The sequence below is a fragment of the Hymenobacter lapidiphilus genome, from assembly GCF_013377885.1.
In the GTDB taxonomy this organism is placed as follows: domain Bacteria; phylum Bacteroidota; class Bacteroidia; order Cytophagales; family Hymenobacteraceae; genus Hymenobacter; species Hymenobacter lapidiphilus.
Genome location: NZ_JABKAU010000033.1, coordinates 38,390 through 53,335, shown reverse-complemented (window position 1 = coordinate 53,335; position 14,946 = coordinate 38,390). Strand labels below are relative to the sequence as shown.

General features: G+C 63.8%; 18 protein-coding genes. 10 read left to right on the top strand and 8 right to left on the bottom strand.

All coding sequences use genetic code 11. The annotated features are described in order from the left end of the window. The 3 genes from HW554_RS15595 to HW554_RS15585 form a co-directional block, all read left to right on the top strand. The coding region (locus tag HW554_RS15595) for a carboxypeptidase-like regulatory domain-containing protein (protein ID WP_176909511.1) at positions 1 to 788 on the top strand (788 nt) is incomplete at its 5' end. 58 nt (positions 789 to 846) lie between these two features. Next, complete coding sequence (locus HW554_RS15590; RefSeq protein WP_176909510.1) at positions 847 to 1,425, top strand: 5-formyltetrahydrofolate cyclo-ligase; 579 nt, start codon at positions 847 to 849, stop codon at positions 1,423 to 1,425. 120 nt (positions 1,426 to 1,545) lie between these two features. Then, positions 1,546 to 2,043, top strand: coding sequence for an ExbD/TolR family protein (locus HW554_RS15585; protein ID WP_176909509.1), 498 nt, complete (start codon positions 1,546 to 1,548; stop codon positions 2,041 to 2,043). Positions 2,044 to 2,180: 137 nt separating this feature from the next. Here the strand turns inward: HW554_RS15585 and HW554_RS15580 are convergent, their stop codons facing one another. The 3 genes from HW554_RS15580 to mnmD are packed head-to-tail and all read right to left on the bottom strand — an operon-like array spanning position 2,181 to position 4,719. Further along, the gene (locus tag HW554_RS15580; protein ID WP_176909508.1) at positions 2,181 to 2,753 is read right to left on the bottom strand and encodes a GDYXXLXY domain-containing protein; all 573 of its coding nucleotides are present in this window, start codon (positions 2,751 to 2,753) and stop codon (positions 2,181 to 2,183) included. Then, entirely contained in the window at positions 2,750 to 4,000 is a 1,251-nt protein-coding gene (locus tag HW554_RS15575; protein WP_176909507.1) for a DUF2157 domain-containing protein, read from the bottom strand. The genes HW554_RS15580 and HW554_RS15575 overlap by 4 nt, the downstream gene beginning before the upstream one ends. Then, positions 3,997 to 4,719: a tRNA (5-methylaminomethyl-2-thiouridine)(34)-methyltransferase MnmD gene (mnmD, locus tag HW554_RS15570; protein ID WP_176909506.1), complete on the bottom strand. Its 723-nt coding sequence runs from the start codon at positions 4,717 to 4,719 to the stop codon at positions 3,997 to 3,999. The genes HW554_RS15575 and mnmD overlap by 4 nt, the downstream gene beginning before the upstream one ends. A 205-nt stretch (positions 4,720 to 4,924) precedes the next feature. Between mnmD and HW554_RS15565 the strand changes: the two genes are divergently transcribed. Further along, a complete protein-coding gene (locus HW554_RS15565) occupies positions 4,925 to 5,353 on the top strand; it encodes a thioesterase family protein (protein ID WP_176909505.1) in 429 nt (142 codons plus the stop codon). Between the two features lie 14 nt (positions 5,354 to 5,367). Here the strand turns inward: HW554_RS15565 and HW554_RS15560 are convergent, their stop codons facing one another. The 4 genes from HW554_RS15560 to HW554_RS15545 form a co-directional block, all read right to left on the bottom strand. Then, positions 5,368 to 6,960 carry an aminopeptidase P N-terminal domain-containing protein gene (locus HW554_RS15560; RefSeq protein ID WP_317170889.1) on the bottom strand — a complete coding sequence of 531 codons (1,593 nt, stop codon included), beginning with the start codon at positions 6,958 to 6,960 and terminating at the stop codon, positions 5,368 to 5,370. A 322-nt stretch (positions 6,961 to 7,282) separates the two neighbouring features. Beyond that, complete coding sequence (gene rpmB / locus HW554_RS15555; protein ID WP_019946872.1) at positions 7,283 to 7,522, bottom strand: 50S ribosomal protein L28; 240 nt, start codon at positions 7,520 to 7,522, stop codon at positions 7,283 to 7,285. A gap of 97 nt (positions 7,523 to 7,619) precedes the next feature. Beyond that, positions 7,620 to 7,820, bottom strand: a complete 201-nt coding sequence (locus tag HW554_RS15550) for a DUF5522 domain-containing protein (protein WP_176897990.1) — start codon at positions 7,818 to 7,820, stop codon at positions 7,620 to 7,622. Then, a complete protein-coding gene (locus HW554_RS15545; RefSeq protein WP_176909503.1) occupies positions 7,817 to 8,209 on the bottom strand; it encodes a Rid family detoxifying hydrolase in 393 nt (130 codons plus the stop codon). The genes HW554_RS15550 and HW554_RS15545 overlap by 4 nt, the downstream gene beginning before the upstream one ends. 77 nt (positions 8,210 to 8,286) lie before the next feature. On the opposite strand from HW554_RS15545, the gene HW554_RS15540 reads away from it, so the two are divergent. From HW554_RS15540 to HW554_RS15515, 6 genes are all read left to right on the top strand, one after another. Continuing rightward, positions 8,287 to 8,781 carry a DUF2314 domain-containing protein gene (locus HW554_RS15540; protein WP_176909502.1) on the top strand — a complete coding sequence of 165 codons (495 nt, stop codon included), beginning with the start codon at positions 8,287 to 8,289 and terminating at the stop codon, positions 8,779 to 8,781. A gap of 63 nt (positions 8,782 to 8,844) precedes the next feature. Continuing rightward, positions 8,845 to 10,113, top strand: a complete 1,269-nt coding sequence (gene rocD, locus HW554_RS15535; RefSeq protein ID WP_176909501.1) for an ornithine--oxo-acid transaminase — start codon at positions 8,845 to 8,847, stop codon at positions 10,111 to 10,113. A 239-nt stretch (positions 10,114 to 10,352) separates the two neighbouring features. Continuing rightward, complete coding sequence (locus tag HW554_RS15530) at positions 10,353 to 10,586, top strand: hypothetical protein (protein ID WP_176909500.1); 234 nt, start codon at positions 10,353 to 10,355, stop codon at positions 10,584 to 10,586. A gap of 89 nt (positions 10,587 to 10,675) precedes the next feature. Continuing rightward, a complete protein-coding gene (locus HW554_RS15525) occupies positions 10,676 to 11,215 on the top strand; it encodes a hypothetical protein (RefSeq protein WP_176909499.1) in 540 nt (179 codons plus the stop codon). A gap of 588 nt (positions 11,216 to 11,803) precedes the next feature. Further along, a complete protein-coding gene (gene hemB, locus HW554_RS15520; RefSeq protein WP_176909498.1) occupies positions 11,804 to 12,796 on the top strand; it encodes a porphobilinogen synthase in 993 nt (330 codons plus the stop codon). Between the two features lie 167 nt (positions 12,797 to 12,963). Further along, positions 12,964 to 13,470 carry a GNAT family N-acetyltransferase gene (locus HW554_RS15515; RefSeq protein WP_176909497.1) on the top strand — a complete coding sequence of 169 codons (507 nt, stop codon included), beginning with the start codon at positions 12,964 to 12,966 and terminating at the stop codon, positions 13,468 to 13,470. Positions 13,471 to 13,501: 31 nt separating this feature from the next. Here the strand turns inward: HW554_RS15515 and HW554_RS15510 are convergent, their stop codons facing one another. Beyond that, complete coding sequence (locus tag HW554_RS15510; protein ID WP_176909496.1) at positions 13,502 to 14,893, bottom strand: APC family permease; 1,392 nt, start codon at positions 14,891 to 14,893, stop codon at positions 13,502 to 13,504. Positions 14,894 to 14,946 lie beyond the last annotated feature (53 nt).

Here is a 14,946-nt window from a genome sequence, read left to right as displayed (position 1 = left end):
AAGCCGGCACGGGCCGGCCGGTACCCTACGTGAACATTGGAATTCCCGGCCAGAGCATGGGCACCGTGGCCGACGAGCGGGGCCGCTACCAGTTGAGCTACGCCGCCGCCAACCTCACCGACACGGTGCGCCTGTCGAGCATCGGCTACGAGCCCCAACGGATACTACTGCAGGAACTAGTGGCCGGGCCCAACGTGGCCCTTGTGCCCGCCGCTGTACAGTTGGCCGATGTGCGGGTGCAGGCCCCGAGCCTATTCAAGCGCACGCTCACGCTCGGCTGCACGACCGAGTCGAAGGTGGTGATGTTCGGACTGCAGGCAAAGGACCGCGGGGCCGAAATGGGCACGGTTATCAGCTTACGCCGCCAGCCTACCAAGGTGCAAAAAGCGACTTTCAACCTGCTTTACAAGGATTCTGCCTCGCTTACTTTCCGCGTCAACTTGTACCGGCTGCTCCCCAATGGCCAGCCCTCAGCCGAGAAGCTTAATCACCGCGATATACTCGTAACTAGCGCCAGCCGTCCGAATAATACAGGGCCACTGGTTGTAGATTTGATGGCCGACGCACTCGTGCTGGAGGAAGATTTTTTCCTGGCTATTGAATGGGTAGCCGGCGGAGACACCAAGCAGGTAAACCAGGGCTTGGCTTTTTCGGCGGCGCTGGGCTATTTCGGCGACCCAATCTATGCCCGTAAAGTCAGCCAAGGGGCTTGGAAAAAGGTGTCGTTGGGTGCGCGGCTGGCCGGTATGCAGCCCAAAGTCAGCTTTTACGTAACGGCCCTGGACTAAGCCCCACCGGTTTAGGAACGAGCAGTTCAGATAACCAGCAACGAATGCGCGCCAAGCCGTGACCAAAGAATCATTACGTCGCCAGACCCTGGCCCGCCGCCGGGCGCTGTCCGAAGCCGAGGTAGCGCGCCGCAGCGCTACGCTGTGGCCGCAGCTGCTCGCGGATTTTCCGGTGGCGGCATGGCGCGGGCTGCACCTGTTTCTGCCGATTGCCCGCCAGCACGAGCCCGATACCTGGCCGCTCATCGGCCGGCTGTGGACCGAGTACCCCAACCTGCAGCTGGCCGTGCCGGTGGTGCAGCCCGATGGCCGCACGCTGCGCCACTACGCCCTCGGCCCCAACACCCCGCTGACGCCCAACCACTGGCATATCCCAGAGCCTGCCGCCAACGCGCCGCAGGTAACGCCCGACGCTTTCGATGCGGTGCTGGTGCCGCTGCTGGCTTTTGATGAAACCGGTCACCGCGTGGGCTATGGCAAAGGTTTTTACGACCAGTTTCTGGCCGAATGCCGCCCCGATACGCTGCGGATTGGCGTGAGCCTGGAGCCGCCGGTACCACGCATTACTGACGCCTGGGCCGGCGACGTACGCCTGCACGCCTGCCTCACGCCGGAGCAGCTGTGGCGGTTTGGGTAGTAAAACGGCTTCGCGGACCTCTGCGCAACCCTCCGCGCTCCTCTGCGAGAAACCGGCCCTGAACAATACCAAGCCAAGTCGTATCGTTCAAGGGCTATGTTTCACTAAAACCCCGTCAGCATGGCCAGCATCCAACCTACCGCCGCCCCTAAGTCCGGGAAGCCCCGCGCTACCAAACGGTCTTTCCACCCAGACATGACGCCGATGGTGGATCTGGCCTTTTTACTGCTGACCTTCTTTATGCTCACGACCACTTTCAACAAGCCCGCCGTGATGGAGCTGACCATGCCCACACCAGGGCCAGAAAGTCCGGTAGACCCGAAAAAGGCACTGACGCTGCTGCTAGACAAGAACAACGAGGTGCGCTATTTCTTCGGCCTCAACCCCGGCACCGACACCCGCCAACTGCACCGCACTACCCTGGCTGCCGATGGCCTGCGCCAGGTGCTGCTCCGGTTTCAGCAGCAGCCCGGCGGCGTGGTACTAATCAAGCCCAGCAACCAAGCCAACTACCAGAGCCTGGTGGACGTGCTCGACGAGATGAATATCACCGGCCAGCGCAAATACGCGCTGGTTGATTTGAATGAAGCCGATAAAGAATTACTGGCGGTTAGGTAAATACGTGATACTTACCCGGCGTAGGGGCGGGGCTTGCCCCCGCCCGCCGTTGAACGACAGTCGTTGAAACGATACTAACGGCGGGCGGGGACAAGCCCCGCCCCTACACCGCGCGGTAACTACTTAGCAGCAGCTATTTATCGCACCACGCCCAGCGTATCTACCTGCGTGATACGGGCTTGCCCCCAGGGGGCGATGCTGATTTGCACGCGCAGGCGGCGACGCTGGCGCATCTGGCGGGTCATGGTTTCGGGCACGTAGTAGCGCTCCAGGCCGTAGCGCAGGCGCAGGCCGCGGCGCCACACATCCTGCACCGAGCCACGCAGTACTACCTGCTGGCCGGTGATGACGGGCGCCTCGGGGTAGATGCCCACGGCCGTGTAGTCGTTGCCCGCCGGTTCGAGTAGTACGTAGGCGGCGTCTTTGCGGCGGGGCAGGGTGGGGCCGCGCCACAGGCTGCCGGGCAGCTCGCTTATCTGGTAGCGTAGCCGCAGATGGTCGCCGTAAAGTAAGTCACGCGGGTCAACGGGCTCGGTTTGCAGCGTGATGATGCGGCCCAGCGCCGCCGTGGCGTAGCCGGCCACGGCCACGCCCAGCACAAACAGCACCTGCGCCGCCACCAGCCACAGCAGCCAGCGGCGGTGGCTGGCCAGCAGAGCAGGCTCGGCAGCCGGCACCGGACTGAGGGTAGAACCAATCGACTCGGTCATGGCTTGGGGGCAGAAGCGGCGGTAATATTAGCAGCGGTGGTGTTGGCGGCGGCCAGCGTCCGGGCGGCGCGGCGTTGCAGCCACCAGCTCAGGCCCAGCAGCAGCAGCCCGCCCAGCAGGAAGAACAACGACTTATCGAAGAAGCCCCACGTCAGTTTAAAGTAGGCGACGGCCGTGGTGAGCACGAACAGCACGGTGCCCAGCGTCACGCGGTCGGGGTTTTGCTCCTGGTGGGCGCGCAGCAGCACGCTGCCCGAGTAGGCGTACAGCACCACCAGCGTAGCCACAGCCAGCGGCAAGCCCCCCGTGAAATAGAAGCCCGGCAGCAGCAATAGCCAGTCGGTAGCACCACTGAGGCGGCCGCGACGCTGCTTGCCCACCAGCGACAAAGCCAGTACGGCCCCCAGCGCCGCCAGGTAGGGTATCAGCGGCGCCCGCAGCTGCCCGGCGTAAAAGTCGGATTCGCCAAACAAGGCCAGCCCCAGCGTGAACAGGAAGGCAGCTGCCAGCGGTGGCCCCTGCAACGCCCGGCCGGCGGGGCGGTCGGCCTGCCAGTCGCCGAGGGCGTACACGAGCATGGCCGGAATGAAGAACCAGGTGATTTTGACGTGCAGGTGGTTTATCAGCAGGGCCGCCTGCCAGAGCAGGCCGCCGGCCAGCACCCCGCCCAGCAGTGCATCGGGCCGGCGCCACCAGTACAGGCCCAGCCCCAGGGCCGTGCCGGCAGCCGTGAGGTAGCTAAAGGCGCCGAGCTGCCCGGTGTTGTAGCCCTGCACAATGCCGCTGATGATGACGGTGACCAGAAACAGCAGCCGACTGCGGTAAAGCCACGTGAGGCTCATACCGGCCACAGCCCAGGCCAGCAGCCCGGTCAGGTCGTAGCCGATGAGTTGGTAGAGCTGGCTGGTGAGCACGATGCTGGCCCCGAACACTACGAGCCCCAGCGCCACCAGGCCCATGCCGAGGCTGGTGTTACCGCGCCGCCGGAAGTACTCGCCGCCCGTGTAGGCGGCCACCAGCGTGGCCAGCAGCAGCCCCAGCCGCAGCAGCTCGGGCAAACTCTGCCAGTTGGCCGCCACCACGCTCAGGGCGCTCAGCAGCACCAGCAGGGAGCCCAGCAGCGGCAGCAGCCCAATGGCGTTGGCTTCGGTCGGGTACAGGGCCAGCAGCGCCTCACGCTGGCCTTCCGTAATCACGCCCCGCCGCACCCACTCCGGCCCGTCCCCTTCAAGTAACTTTCGACTCATATAAACGAAGATAGGCCCACAAAAATCTTTGGCTTCCACGCCCGCGTCATCTCACGCTTGCCGGGCGGGCCGGGGATGCCCTCCGTCTGCCAGCCCGCAGCCCGCAGGCTGCGCTTGAAGCTGCCCTTGGCGCAGTAGCTCACCAGGCAGCCGCCCGGCGCGGTGGCTGCGTAAAGGTGCTCAAATACGGCGTCGGTCCACATATCGGGCTGCTTTTCGGGGGCGAAGGCATCGAAGTAAATGACCTGATAAGCCTCGAAGCCCAACACCAGAGACTGCAACTCGCCGGCCAGCTTGCGTAGCGTGAAGCCGGGCGTGAGGGCCACCGGCTGTTCCCAGGCGGCCTCGTGCAGCAGCTGCCGGAACGCGGGTAGCGGCGGCGCCTGCAGCTCGGGGGCCGTGGCCAGCCCGCGCACCAGCTCCCAGGGCAGCGGGTGCTTCTCCACGGTATCGTAGCTGATGTGCACTACGGCCGTGAGGCTGCGCTCCAGTGTCAGCAGCGCGTTCAGGCCGGTGCCGAAGCCCACTTCCAGCACTCGCACCGGGCCGGTAACGGCGGTCAGCGCGGGCTCCAGGCCGGCGGCCAGGTACACATGCCGGGCTTCCTGCACGGCTCCGTGGGTGCTGTGGTAATGCTCATCGAGGGCCGGCACGTAGAGCGTGCCCGAGCCGTCGGCAGTGGGGCGGAGTTGCACGTCGGGGTGCCTGGTATTGAGCATTGGTGGTTGGTTGATTCTGCGAGGATAAAGGAACGTCATTCTGAGCGAAGGCGCAGCCGTTGTCGAAGAATCTCTACCGCAGTGCCACCTCCTATAGGTTGGGTTACTTTGGCACGCGAGATTCTTCGACTACGGCTGCGCCTTCGCTCAGAATGACGTTCCTTTATCCCAAGCCAATTACGTAAACAACCAACCTCTAAAGCTCATGCCCCGCGTCAAGATCAATCTGCCCGAAAACTTTCTGTTCACCGTCGAGCTGCCCATCCGCATCACCGACCTCAACTACGGGGCCCATCTCGGCAACGACGCCCTGCTGAGTCTGCTCCATGAGGCCCGGGTGCAGTTTCTGGCCCACCTCGGCCACCCCGAGTTCGATGCCGCCACCGGCCTGGGCCACATTATGGCCGATGTGGCCATCGAGTACAAGGGCGAAGGTTTCCACGGCGACGTGCTGCGCATCCAAATGGCTGCCGACGACCTCAACAAGTATGGCTTCGACCTGCTGTACGCCGTGGCCACCACCAGCGGCCGCGAAATTGCGCGGGCCAAAACCGGCATGCTCTGCTTCGATTACAACACGCGCAAGCTGCGCCTGCTGCCCGAAGCCTACGCCGCCCGTCTGCGCGGCGAGTAGCAGCGGCGCGGTGCTTACAGTTGCGGCAGCTTAAACCCGTCCAGTGCACTTGGTTGGGCCATCAGGGCCTCAATATCGGCCACGGTGCGCGGGGCTTCATGCGACAGGTTTTCGTAGCCGGTGGGCGTAATGAGCAAGTCGTCTTCGATGCGCACGCCAATATTCCACCACTTCTGGTCGCAGGGACTGCCCGCAGGAATATAGATGCCGGGCTCGACGGTGATGACGTTGCCGGCCGCCAGCGGACCGTAGCTGCCCCGGTCGTGCACATCGAGGCCCAGGTAGTGGCTGGTGCCGTGCGGGAAGTAGCGCCGCGCCTCTTCGGCCTGCTTGATGATGCCGAGCTTCAGCAAGCCCTCAGCAACCACTTTGCGGGCGGCCTGGTCGGGGGCCTGGAAGATAGCGCCGGGCCGGCAGGCGGCAAACCCCGCTTCCTGCGCCGCCAGCACCAGCTCGTAAATCTGGCGCTGGGCGGGGCTGAACTTACCGTTAGGCGGGATGGTGCGCGTCACGTCGGCCGAGTAGCCGCGGTATTCGGCCCCGCAGTCCATCAGCACCAGCTCATTGCCTACCAGGGGCTTATCGTTGGTTGTATAGTGTAGAATGCAGCCGTTGGCACCTGCTCCCACAATGCTGGGGTAGCCCTCGAACTCGGCGTCGTACTTGCGGTACACGAACTCATGAATGCCCTGCAGCTCCCGCTCGCCCAGACCAGTGTGGGTGGCCTTCATCACCTCGCGCTGGCCGGCGGCGCTGATGCGTACGGCGCGTCGGAGCAGGGCAATTTCATCAGCCGTTTTCACGGCCCGCAGTTCGTTGAGGGCGCTACTTAAGGTGGCCGTGTTGAAGCGCAACACGGGCCGGGTGGCCAGCGCCTGCTGCCGCTCGGCGTCGGTGGTGGCCTTCAGGTAGCGCTGCACGTAGGCATCCTGCGCTACCGAAGGCCGCTGCCGGGTCAGGTTTTCAAGCATCTGCCGGGTACGGTCGGCACTGCCAACACCTTGCTGCTGCATGGTCTGGTGCAGGGCCTGCTGCCGGGGGTCGAAACCGGCGGGCACGGCGGCCTGCCGGCGGAACGTGGCCAGCAGGTCGTAGAGGTCGGCCGGATCGGAAGGGTCGTCGCGCACATCGGCGGGCAGGTCCAGCAGCAGCACCTGGCTGAAATCGGCCCAGCGGATGCCGGCTTTGGCAAACTCCTGGTTATCGGCCGCGAACTGCAACCCCAGTTGCTGCCGGGCGCCTTCGGTACCCAGGCGGCGGCCGTTCCACTGCTCGCGCCGGGCGTCGCGGGGCTGCACAAATAGGGCCTCGGTTATGCCCGGCTGCCCGTTCAGCGTTTGGGGCTCTTTGAAGAGGACCAGCACGGCGTCGGGCTCCTGGTAGCCAGTGAGGTAGTAGAAATCGGGGTTTTGGTGGTAGATGTAGTCGACATCGTTGGCCCGGTTGCGCACGGGCGCGGCAAACAGCACGGCTACGGCACCCGGCGGCAGCGCCTGCCGCAACAACTCACGCCGCTGCTTATGGAAAGCGGGGCTCAGCGCATCAGCGGGCCGGGCCGGGAGGGCAGCGGTGGCAACAGCTGTCGGCTGGGCAAAGACCGGAGCCACAGACAGCAGCAGGCCGACCGCTACACACAGCGGCCTCAAACTGGAAGGAAAGCAAAAAGCGGGCATAGGGGCCGAATCAGACAGGTTACCGGCGCGAAGTGCGGCAGCGGGGCCGGAAGTTACGGCTTCAGGTTGGTTGGACAAGTCGCACGGAGCCTACCCGATCGGCCCGGAAGCAGTAAAAGGCGCAGCAAGGCATTACCATCGGCCCGCAACGACACAAAGCTTCCGCGGCAGGTCCTGATTGAGATTCAATCGGGACCTGCCGCGGAAGCTTTGTGCTAACCAGTCAGCTTATTTCTCTAGAAGAGAAACGGGAAAGCTAGTACGTGATGAAGCCCTGCTCCTTCGCCTTCTTCAGGACGGCCATGATGCCGTTCTTGTTGATGGTGCGGATGGTGCTGGTAGCGACTTTCAAAGTAACCCAGGCATCCTGCTCGGGGATGTAGAAACGCTTCTTCTGCAGGTTCGGGTAGAACTTGCGCTTGGTTTTGTTGTTGGCGTGCGAAACGTTGTTGCCTACGCGGGTACGCTTGCCGGTCAGATCACAAACTCGGGCCATGATATCAGGAACTTAGTGGTTTCAATTCGGAAAAACAGGGCCGCAAAGATCGGAATAATCTGGCAGGAACAAAACCCGCGCCCTGAAAAATAGCGGATTAGCCGCCGGATTTCTTATTTAAACCCGGCTTTTCGCCTTTTGCCCCCTGCCACGGGCAGTGCCGGCAGCCGTTGCCGCAGCAAAAGCCCCGGCGGCGGTGGTACTGCTCGGTGAACACCATATAGCCTTCCGGCGTGAGGTAAAAGTCGCCGGGCTGCAGGGGTTTGCTCAGGAACGCGGCCAGGCGGGCGGCGCTCATTGGGCGGCGGCGGCAGGCAGCACGGCCACGCACTCAATCTCGACCAGCGCATCGAGCGGCAGCCGCGACACTTCGACGGTGCTACGGGCCGGGCGGTGCTCCCCAAACACGTCGGCGTACACGGCGTTCATGCGCGGAAAGTCGGCGAAATTCTTCAGGAAAACGGTTGTTTTCACGATGTCGGCCAGGGTCAGGCTGCGGGCCGACAGCACGGTGGCCAGGTTGGCCAGCACCTGCCGGGTCTGGTCTTCGATGGTCAGCGCTTCTACCCGGCCCGAGACGGGCACGATGGGCGTTTGGCCCGAGCAGAACACGAAGCCATTGGCTTCGATGGCCTGGGCGTAGGGCCCTACGGCCGCGGGAGCATCCGGATGATGAATGATTTGCATGTATCAAAGGTAAGTCCGGTGACCTTATCTTGCCCGCAGCCGGGTAGCGTCGCCCGGCCATTCCCCGGTTTCGTTTTATGCCTACCTTCCGCCCGAGCGCCCTACTGCTGATTTTACTGCCACTGGCCCTACCCCTCACGGTTTTCGGCCAAGCCGCCACAGCCGCGGCTCCTACCGATAAGCCCCGGACGGTGGCCGGCACCGACGCGGATCAATCGTTGCGAGAGTTCGACAAATTGATTGCCCCGGCCGTGAAGCAGGCCCGCAGGACGCTACCTGCGGCCAAGAAGCGGTTTTTGGCCGGCTTACCTGCGGGCCAGGCATTCTACCTTACCACCCGCATTTTCGATGCCGATGGCAAGTACGAGCAGGTGTTCATTCGGGTGCAGGAATGGACGGGGGCCACGGCACGGGGCCTCATCAGCAACGAGCTGAACCTGGTGCAGCAATACCAGCCGGGCCAGTCCATCTCCTTGCCCGAATCGGCGGTGCTCGACTGGACCATTACCACGGCCGACGGCCGCGAGGAAGGCAATTTCGTGGGCAAGCTCATCGATTCGCTGCAAAACTGAGCTGGCAGCCCGGCCGGCTTTTCCGTAACTTTGGGCATACCACCCTTTAATACCGTTCTGCTTATGTCCGCTACCACCCACCCCGCCGCCGCCCAAACCGCTACCACGCATACCCGCAGCCAGGAAATTATGGCGCTGGAAGACCAGTACGGGGCCCATAACTATCACCCGCTGCCCGTGGTGCTGAGCCGGGGCGAAGGCGTGCACCTGTGGGATGTAGAGGGCAAGCACTACTTCGATTTTTTGTCGGCTTACTCGGCCGTGAACCAGGGCCACTGCCACCCGCGCATCATCGGGGCCCTCACCGAGCAGGCCCAGCGGCTCACGCTCACGAGCCGCGCCTTTTTCAACGACCAACTGGGGGCGGCCGAAAAGCAGGTTTGTGAGCTGTTCAACTACGACAAGGCCCTACTGATGAACTCGGGGGCCGAGGCCGTGGAGACGGCCCTCAAGCTGGCTCGCAAATGGGGTTACCAGGAGAAGGGCATTGCGCCCAATCAGGCCCGTATTCTGGTGGCCGAAAGCAACTTTCACGGCCGCACCACCGGCATCATCTCCTTCAGCACCGACCCCGACTCGACTACCGGCTTCGGCCCTTACGTGCCCGGCTACCAGGTGGTGCCTTACGACGACCTGGAGGCGCTGGCTGAGGCCCTGAAAGACCCGCAGGTGTGCGCGTTCATGGTTGAGCCCATTCAGGGAGAGGCCGGCGTGATGGTGCCATCGGAAGGCTACCTGTTTAAGGCTGCCGCGCTGTGCCGCCAGCACAACGTGCTGTTTATTGCTGATGAAATCCAGACCGGCCTGGGCCGCACCGGCGAACTGCTGGCCATCTGCTACGAGGGCGTACACGCCGACATCCTGATTCTGGGCAAGGCCCTGAGCGGGGGCGTGCTGCCGGTGTCGGCGGTGCTGGCGCGCAACGAAATAATGCTCACCATTCAGCCGGGCCAGCATGGCTCTACTTTTGGGGGCAACCCGCTGGCCTGCGTAGTTATGCGGGCGGCGCTCGACGTGCTTATCGAGGAGAAGCTGACCGAAAATGCCCGCGCCATGGGTGAGGTTTTCCGCGAGCGGATGCGCCAGGTGCAGGCCAAGCGCCCCGAAGTGGTGCAGCTGGTACGCGGCAAGGGCCTGCTGAACGCCGTGGTGATTACGCCCGCCGCCGACGGCCGCACCGCCTGGGACGTGTGCGTGAGCCTGATGGAGCGCGGCGTGCTGGCCAAGCCCACCCACGGCGACATCATCCGCTTCGCCCCGCCGCTGGTCATCAACGAGGAGCAGCTCCACGAGGCCTGCGACGTGATTGAGGAGGTAATCCTGGCTTTCTAATAGCAACAGCAACTAAGCCGGGCTGGCACGCAACAGCCCGGATGTAGCGCCACAATGAGCGGCCCGCCAGCAGGTGGGCCGTTCGTCGTGATAAGCAGCCCGTTCGTCGGGTGGGTAGACTTGCCACCGACAATTTTGGGAAACTGGCGGTGCACAACCGAAGGTTGAGCGAAGAAGCCAGCAAGCAGCCTGTGGGGCCGGTACTTTTGTTCTACTACTCTCCCAGAAAAACTACTGCTATGCGTACTTTCCGTCTGTTACTGCTTGCTGGTATCGTTGCTGCTACTTCACTGGCCAGCTGCCAAACCAGCCGTTTGGCCCTGGCGGCTCAGCCGGCCAACGTATTCGGCTCCTTGCCCGAGTACGCCCCGGCCGATTCGGCGGGAACAGTGGTATTGCTGCACGATTCGCAGGGGCCGCAGGCCACCCGGGCATTGCTGCCAGCCGGCGAGGCGGCCCTGTTTGGCCGGTAGCAGGCCCCGGCTGGCGCGACTGAAGTATCGAACCGCGGCGGCGGCTTCCGAAAGCGGGGGCCGCCGCGGTTTGTTTTTATCTTGCGGCCATGCACAAACTCCTTCGTGGGCGCTGGTGGGTGGCCGGGCTGCTGCTGGCCGCAAGCTGCCGTAGCGAGCAGGCTATATTTTCGTTTCGGCCGGCAGCGGCAGAGCCTGTTTCGGTAGCGGTGCCGGTCGCTTCTGTTTCTTCGGCTGCTACTTCGCCGGCGGCCCCACTGGGAGCCGGGCAACTAGCCGCCCGCTCGCTTGCGGCGCCAATAGCCAACGCCACAGTTGCGCCTGCAGAAGCGCCCGGCCGGCCGGCAGCGCGGCAGTTAAAGCAAACCACCGCTCGCCTCAAGGCGCTGACTTCGGTGCGGGCGCGCCGGCCCGGAACAGCCACCCACGCCGCCCACCGCGACACGCTGCACTGGGTGCTGGGCGCGGCGCTAGTGGTGGCGGGCGTAGTGGGCGGCATCCTGCTCGGCGGCTGGCTAGGGCTGGGTGTGGGGGCGGTGCTGGTGCTGCTGGGTTACTACTTCGTAGTGCTGGGCCTGGGCGGGCGGCAGGCCTGGCTGGAGGTGTTCCAGGAGTTCTTCAACATGTAGCCTGATGCGGATTGCCATGTGGTGGCTGATAGCCGCGCTACTTGCCAGCGGATGCCAGGGGGCGCGGGTGGCTGTACCGTTGCCGCCAGAATCGGTAGTTGCCCCTTCACCTCGCCCGGCTTCACCAGCCGCTGACTCTGGAGCAGCTTCTGCTACCAAGTCTTTCCTACCCCTGCCACTACCAGCACCTTCTCCGGCAACTCAAGCACCCGTTAGCGCCAGCCCACCTAGCCAAGACAAGCCGGCGCATTGGCCTTTGCCCGTCCCGGTAAAGAACCAACACAGCAAAGCGGTGGCCCCGCCCGTTGCGCCGCCGCGGCCCCAGGCCCCGGAGCGCACCGGCGGAGCCTGGGGCAACATCCTGCAGGTTATCGGAACCGCTTTATTTCTGGGGGGGCATCGTGGTCGGCATAGCGGTAGGTGGCTGGGCCGGTTTTGGAATCTTCCTGTTAGGTGCAGTTCTGGGCGGAACTGCGGCCTTTTGTGGAAGCTTCCTCATCAATGGCGAGTTATTCTGAATACCCGCTGCCTGCAACCTTACCTTTGCGGCGGCGGTTCTATTCCGTCTTAATCACGCTAAACTGCCTTATGCCCCAGCTCCCCACCCACCGCCCCCGCCGCAACCGCAAGTCGCAGGTTATCCGCGACATGGTGCAGGAAACCCGCCTTACGGCCCACGACTTCATTTTCCCGCTCTTTCTCGTTGAAGGCCAGAACCAACACGTGGAGGTGAAGTCGATGCCCGGAATGTTCCGGTTTTCAGCTGACCGCATCATCGACGAAATCGGGCAGTGCGTGGAGCTGGGTATCAATTCCTTCGCGCCTTTTCCGAGCATCAACGACGGGCTGAAGGACCGGCTGGCCCGCGAGTCGGCCAACCCTGAGGGGCTGTACCTGAAGACGGTGGCCGACATCAAACGGCAGTTCCCCGACGTGGTGCTGATGACCGACGTGGCCATGGACCCCTACTCCTCCGACGGCCACGACGGCGTGGTGGACGCCGAATCGGGCGAGATTCTTAACGATGCCACCCTGGAAGTACTCGGCCAGATGGCCCTGGCCCAGGCCCGCGCCGGCGCCGACATCATCGGCCCCTCCGACATGATGGACGGCCGCGTGGCCTGGATTCGGGAGGTGCTCGACAGCAATGCCTTTGGGCACGTGAGCATCATGAGCTACACGGCCAAGTACGCCTCGGCCTTCTACGGCCCGTTCCGCGACGCGCTGGACTCGGCTCCTAAAAAAGGCGACAAGAAAAGCTACCAGATGAACCCGGCCAATCGCCGCGAAGCCCTGCGCGAGCTGGCCCTCGACGAAGCCGAAGGCGCCGATATGGTGATGGTAAAGCCCGCGCTGAGCTACCTCGACGTGATTATGGACGTGAAAAACCACACCAACCTGCCCGTCACGGCCTACAATGTATCGGGCGAATACGCCATGGTGAAAGCCGCGGCTCAGCAGGGCTGGCTCGACGGCGAGAAGACCATGATGGAAGTGCTGCTCAGCATCAAGCGGGCCGGCGCCGATGCCATTCTGACCTATTTCGCGAAGGAAGCCGCCGAGGTGCTGCGGCGGGGGTAGGAAGAGCTGCAAAGTATAGTAGAACGTTATGCTGAGCTTGTCGAGGCATCTCTACCGCAACGCTCAATGCTATTAGCAACGAAGCGGTAGAGATGCCTCGACAAGCTCAGCATGACGTTCTTTTTTGACTTTTCTTCCTTATCATCCTTGAATTCCTCCCTCACCCTATGCTACTCCGCCTCGCTACTCCGGCCGACCTACCGGCACTGCTGACCTTATTGGCCCAGGTAGTGCCCCTGATGCAAGCCGCTGGCAACCAGCAATGGTCGGCAGATTACCCTAACGAGGCAGTATTCCGGACCGATATGGAGGCAGGGCATTTGTGGGTGGCGGAGCTGGCCGGACAGCTGGCGGGCTTTGCGGCCCTCACCCACAACCACCAGGATGCCGAGTATGCCCAGGCCGACTGGGACTTTGCTGAGCCGGCCCTCGTAACGCACCGGCTGGCCGTGGCCCCGGCTGCCCGGGGCCGCGGCGTAGCGGCCGCCCTGCTCGCCCAGGCCGACGTCCTGGCCCGACAGCAGGGCCTGCGCGTGCTGCGCCTCGACACCAACTCTGAAAACCAGGCCACCCGCCAGCTTTTCCCGAAGCTGGGCTACCGCTTTGCGGGCGAAATCGGGCTGGCATTCCGGCCGGGGCTGCGGTTTCTGTGCTACGAGAAGTGGCTGAAGTAGCGTGCTCCGGCAGCACCCGCTTGAAACAGCGTTAGTCCAAAGCCTGCTCCCGCACCTCTGCAAACGGCCAGCGCCGCAGCTTGCGGCTCCAGAGCAAAAAGGCCACAACGCCGGCCGCCGTAACGCCCAGACCCGATACCACGAATAGCCAGCCCGTACTCACGAGCACCCACAGCCAAACCACCACGGCCAGCACCACGGGCAGCGGGTAGAGGGGCATTTTGAAGGGCAGGTGGGCCGTACCGTTGCGGCGCCGGAGCAGCACCAGCCCCACGGCCTGCCCCACGAACTGCACCAGAATCCGCATGGCCAGGATGGCGCTGATGACCTCACCCAGCCGGAACAGCAAACTGAACACGAAGCCCACGCCCCCGAGCAGCAGCAACGACACGTGCGGGAAATGCTTGGTGGGGTGGGTGCGGGCGAAAAGGGGCAGAAACTCGCCGTCGGCGGCGGCGGCGTAGGGGATGCGCGAATAGCCCAGCAGCACCGCAAACAGCGAGGCAAACGCCACCCACAGCACCAGCGCCGTGGCCATTTTGGCGGCTGTGGCTCCGTAAAGCTTCTCGATGAACAGGCTCACAATGAACTCGGAATGCCGCGCCTCCTGCCACGGGATAACCGAGGCCACGCTCCAGTTCATGAGCAGATACAGCGTCATGATGCCCAGAATGCTGAGGAAGATGCTGCGCGGAATGAGTTTCTGGGGCTCTTTCACCTCACCGCCCAAGTGGCACACATTGTAGTAGCCCAGGTACGAGTAGATGGTTTTGACCGTGGCCTGGCCCATGGCTACCGATAGCAACACGCCCGGCAGCGCCCCCACGCCGCCCTCGGGCAGCCAGTTAACAGGAATGTGGGCGTGGGTGAGGCCGCCGAAAATCAGCCAGCCCAGCAACGCCAAAACACCCACCCAGAGCGCCACGCCCAGGCGGCCCACATCTTCGATGCGGCGGTAGAGCAAACCGATGAGCAGCAGCACAACCGCGCCGGCTACCAGCTTGGGCTGCCACCACTCGGGCAGCGGTACGAGGTAGGCAAAGTACTGGGCGAAACCGATGGCACCCGAAGCCACCACCAGCGGCGCCTGCACCAGCGTCTGCCACACGTAGAGAAACGACATCAGCCGGCCCCACTTATGCTCGCCGTAGGCCAGTTTAAGGAAGCGGTAGGAGCCGCCGGCCTCGGGGTGAGCCGCCCCCAGCTCGCTCCAGATAAAGCCGTCGGCCAGGCTCAGGGCCGCGCCCACCATCCAGGCCAGCAGGAAGTTGGGGCCCATGAAGCCCATCACGAGCGGCAGCGTCACGAAGGGCCCGATGCCCACCATGTCAATCATGTTGAGGGCCGTGGCCTGCACCAGCCCGAGGCGGCGGCTCAGCGGAGCGGAAGCAGTGACAGCGGCAGGGGCGTTGGGCTGGAGCATAGAAGGGAGCAGACGCATAACCGCAGCAGTGCGTGGATGCGCCGTCGCCGCCC

Bases quoted from the DNA above. Each gene is read 5' to 3' on its own strand.
- HW554_RS15585 (WP_176909509.1), top strand. From the start codon at position 1,546: ATGGCCAGCATCCAACCTACCGCCGCCCCTAAGTCCGGGAAGCCCCGC.
- HW554_RS15580 (WP_176909508.1), bottom strand. From the start codon at position 2,753: ATGACCGAGTCGATTGGTTCTACCCTCAGTCCGGTGCCGGCTGCCGAG.
- HW554_RS15575 (WP_176909507.1), bottom strand. From the start codon at position 4,000: ATGAGTCGAAAGTTACTTGAAGGGGACGGGCCGGAGTGGGTGCGGCGG.
- mnmD (WP_176909506.1), bottom strand. From the start codon at position 4,719: ATGCTCAATACCAGGCACCCCGACGTGCAACTCCGCCCCACTGCCGAC.
- HW554_RS15565 (WP_176909505.1), top strand. From the start codon at position 4,925: ATGCCCCGCGTCAAGATCAATCTGCCCGAAAACTTTCTGTTCACCGTC.
- rpmB (WP_019946872.1), bottom strand. From the start codon at position 7,522: ATGGCCCGAGTTTGTGATCTGACCGGCAAGCGTACCCGCGTAGGCAAC.
- HW554_RS15550 (WP_176897990.1), bottom strand. From the start codon at position 7,820: ATGAGCGCCGCCCGCCTGGCCGCGTTCCTGAGCAAACCCCTGCAGCCC.
- HW554_RS15545 (WP_176909503.1), bottom strand. From the start codon at position 8,209: ATGCAAATCATTCATCATCCGGATGCTCCCGCGGCCGTAGGGCCCTAC.
- HW554_RS15540 (WP_176909502.1), top strand. From the start codon at position 8,287: ATGCCTACCTTCCGCCCGAGCGCCCTACTGCTGATTTTACTGCCACTG.
- rocD (WP_176909501.1), top strand. From the start codon at position 8,845: ATGTCCGCTACCACCCACCCCGCCGCCGCCCAAACCGCTACCACGCAT.
- HW554_RS15530 (WP_176909500.1), top strand. From the start codon at position 10,353: ATGCGTACTTTCCGTCTGTTACTGCTTGCTGGTATCGTTGCTGCTACT.
- HW554_RS15525 (WP_176909499.1), top strand. From the start codon at position 10,676: ATGCACAAACTCCTTCGTGGGCGCTGGTGGGTGGCCGGGCTGCTGCTG.
- hemB (WP_176909498.1), top strand. From the start codon at position 11,804: ATGCCCCAGCTCCCCACCCACCGCCCCCGCCGCAACCGCAAGTCGCAG.
- HW554_RS15515 (WP_176909497.1), top strand. From the start codon at position 12,964: ATGCTACTCCGCCTCGCTACTCCGGCCGACCTACCGGCACTGCTGACC.
- HW554_RS15510 (WP_176909496.1), bottom strand. From the start codon at position 14,893: ATGCTCCAGCCCAACGCCCCTGCCGCTGTCACTGCTTCCGCTCCGCTG.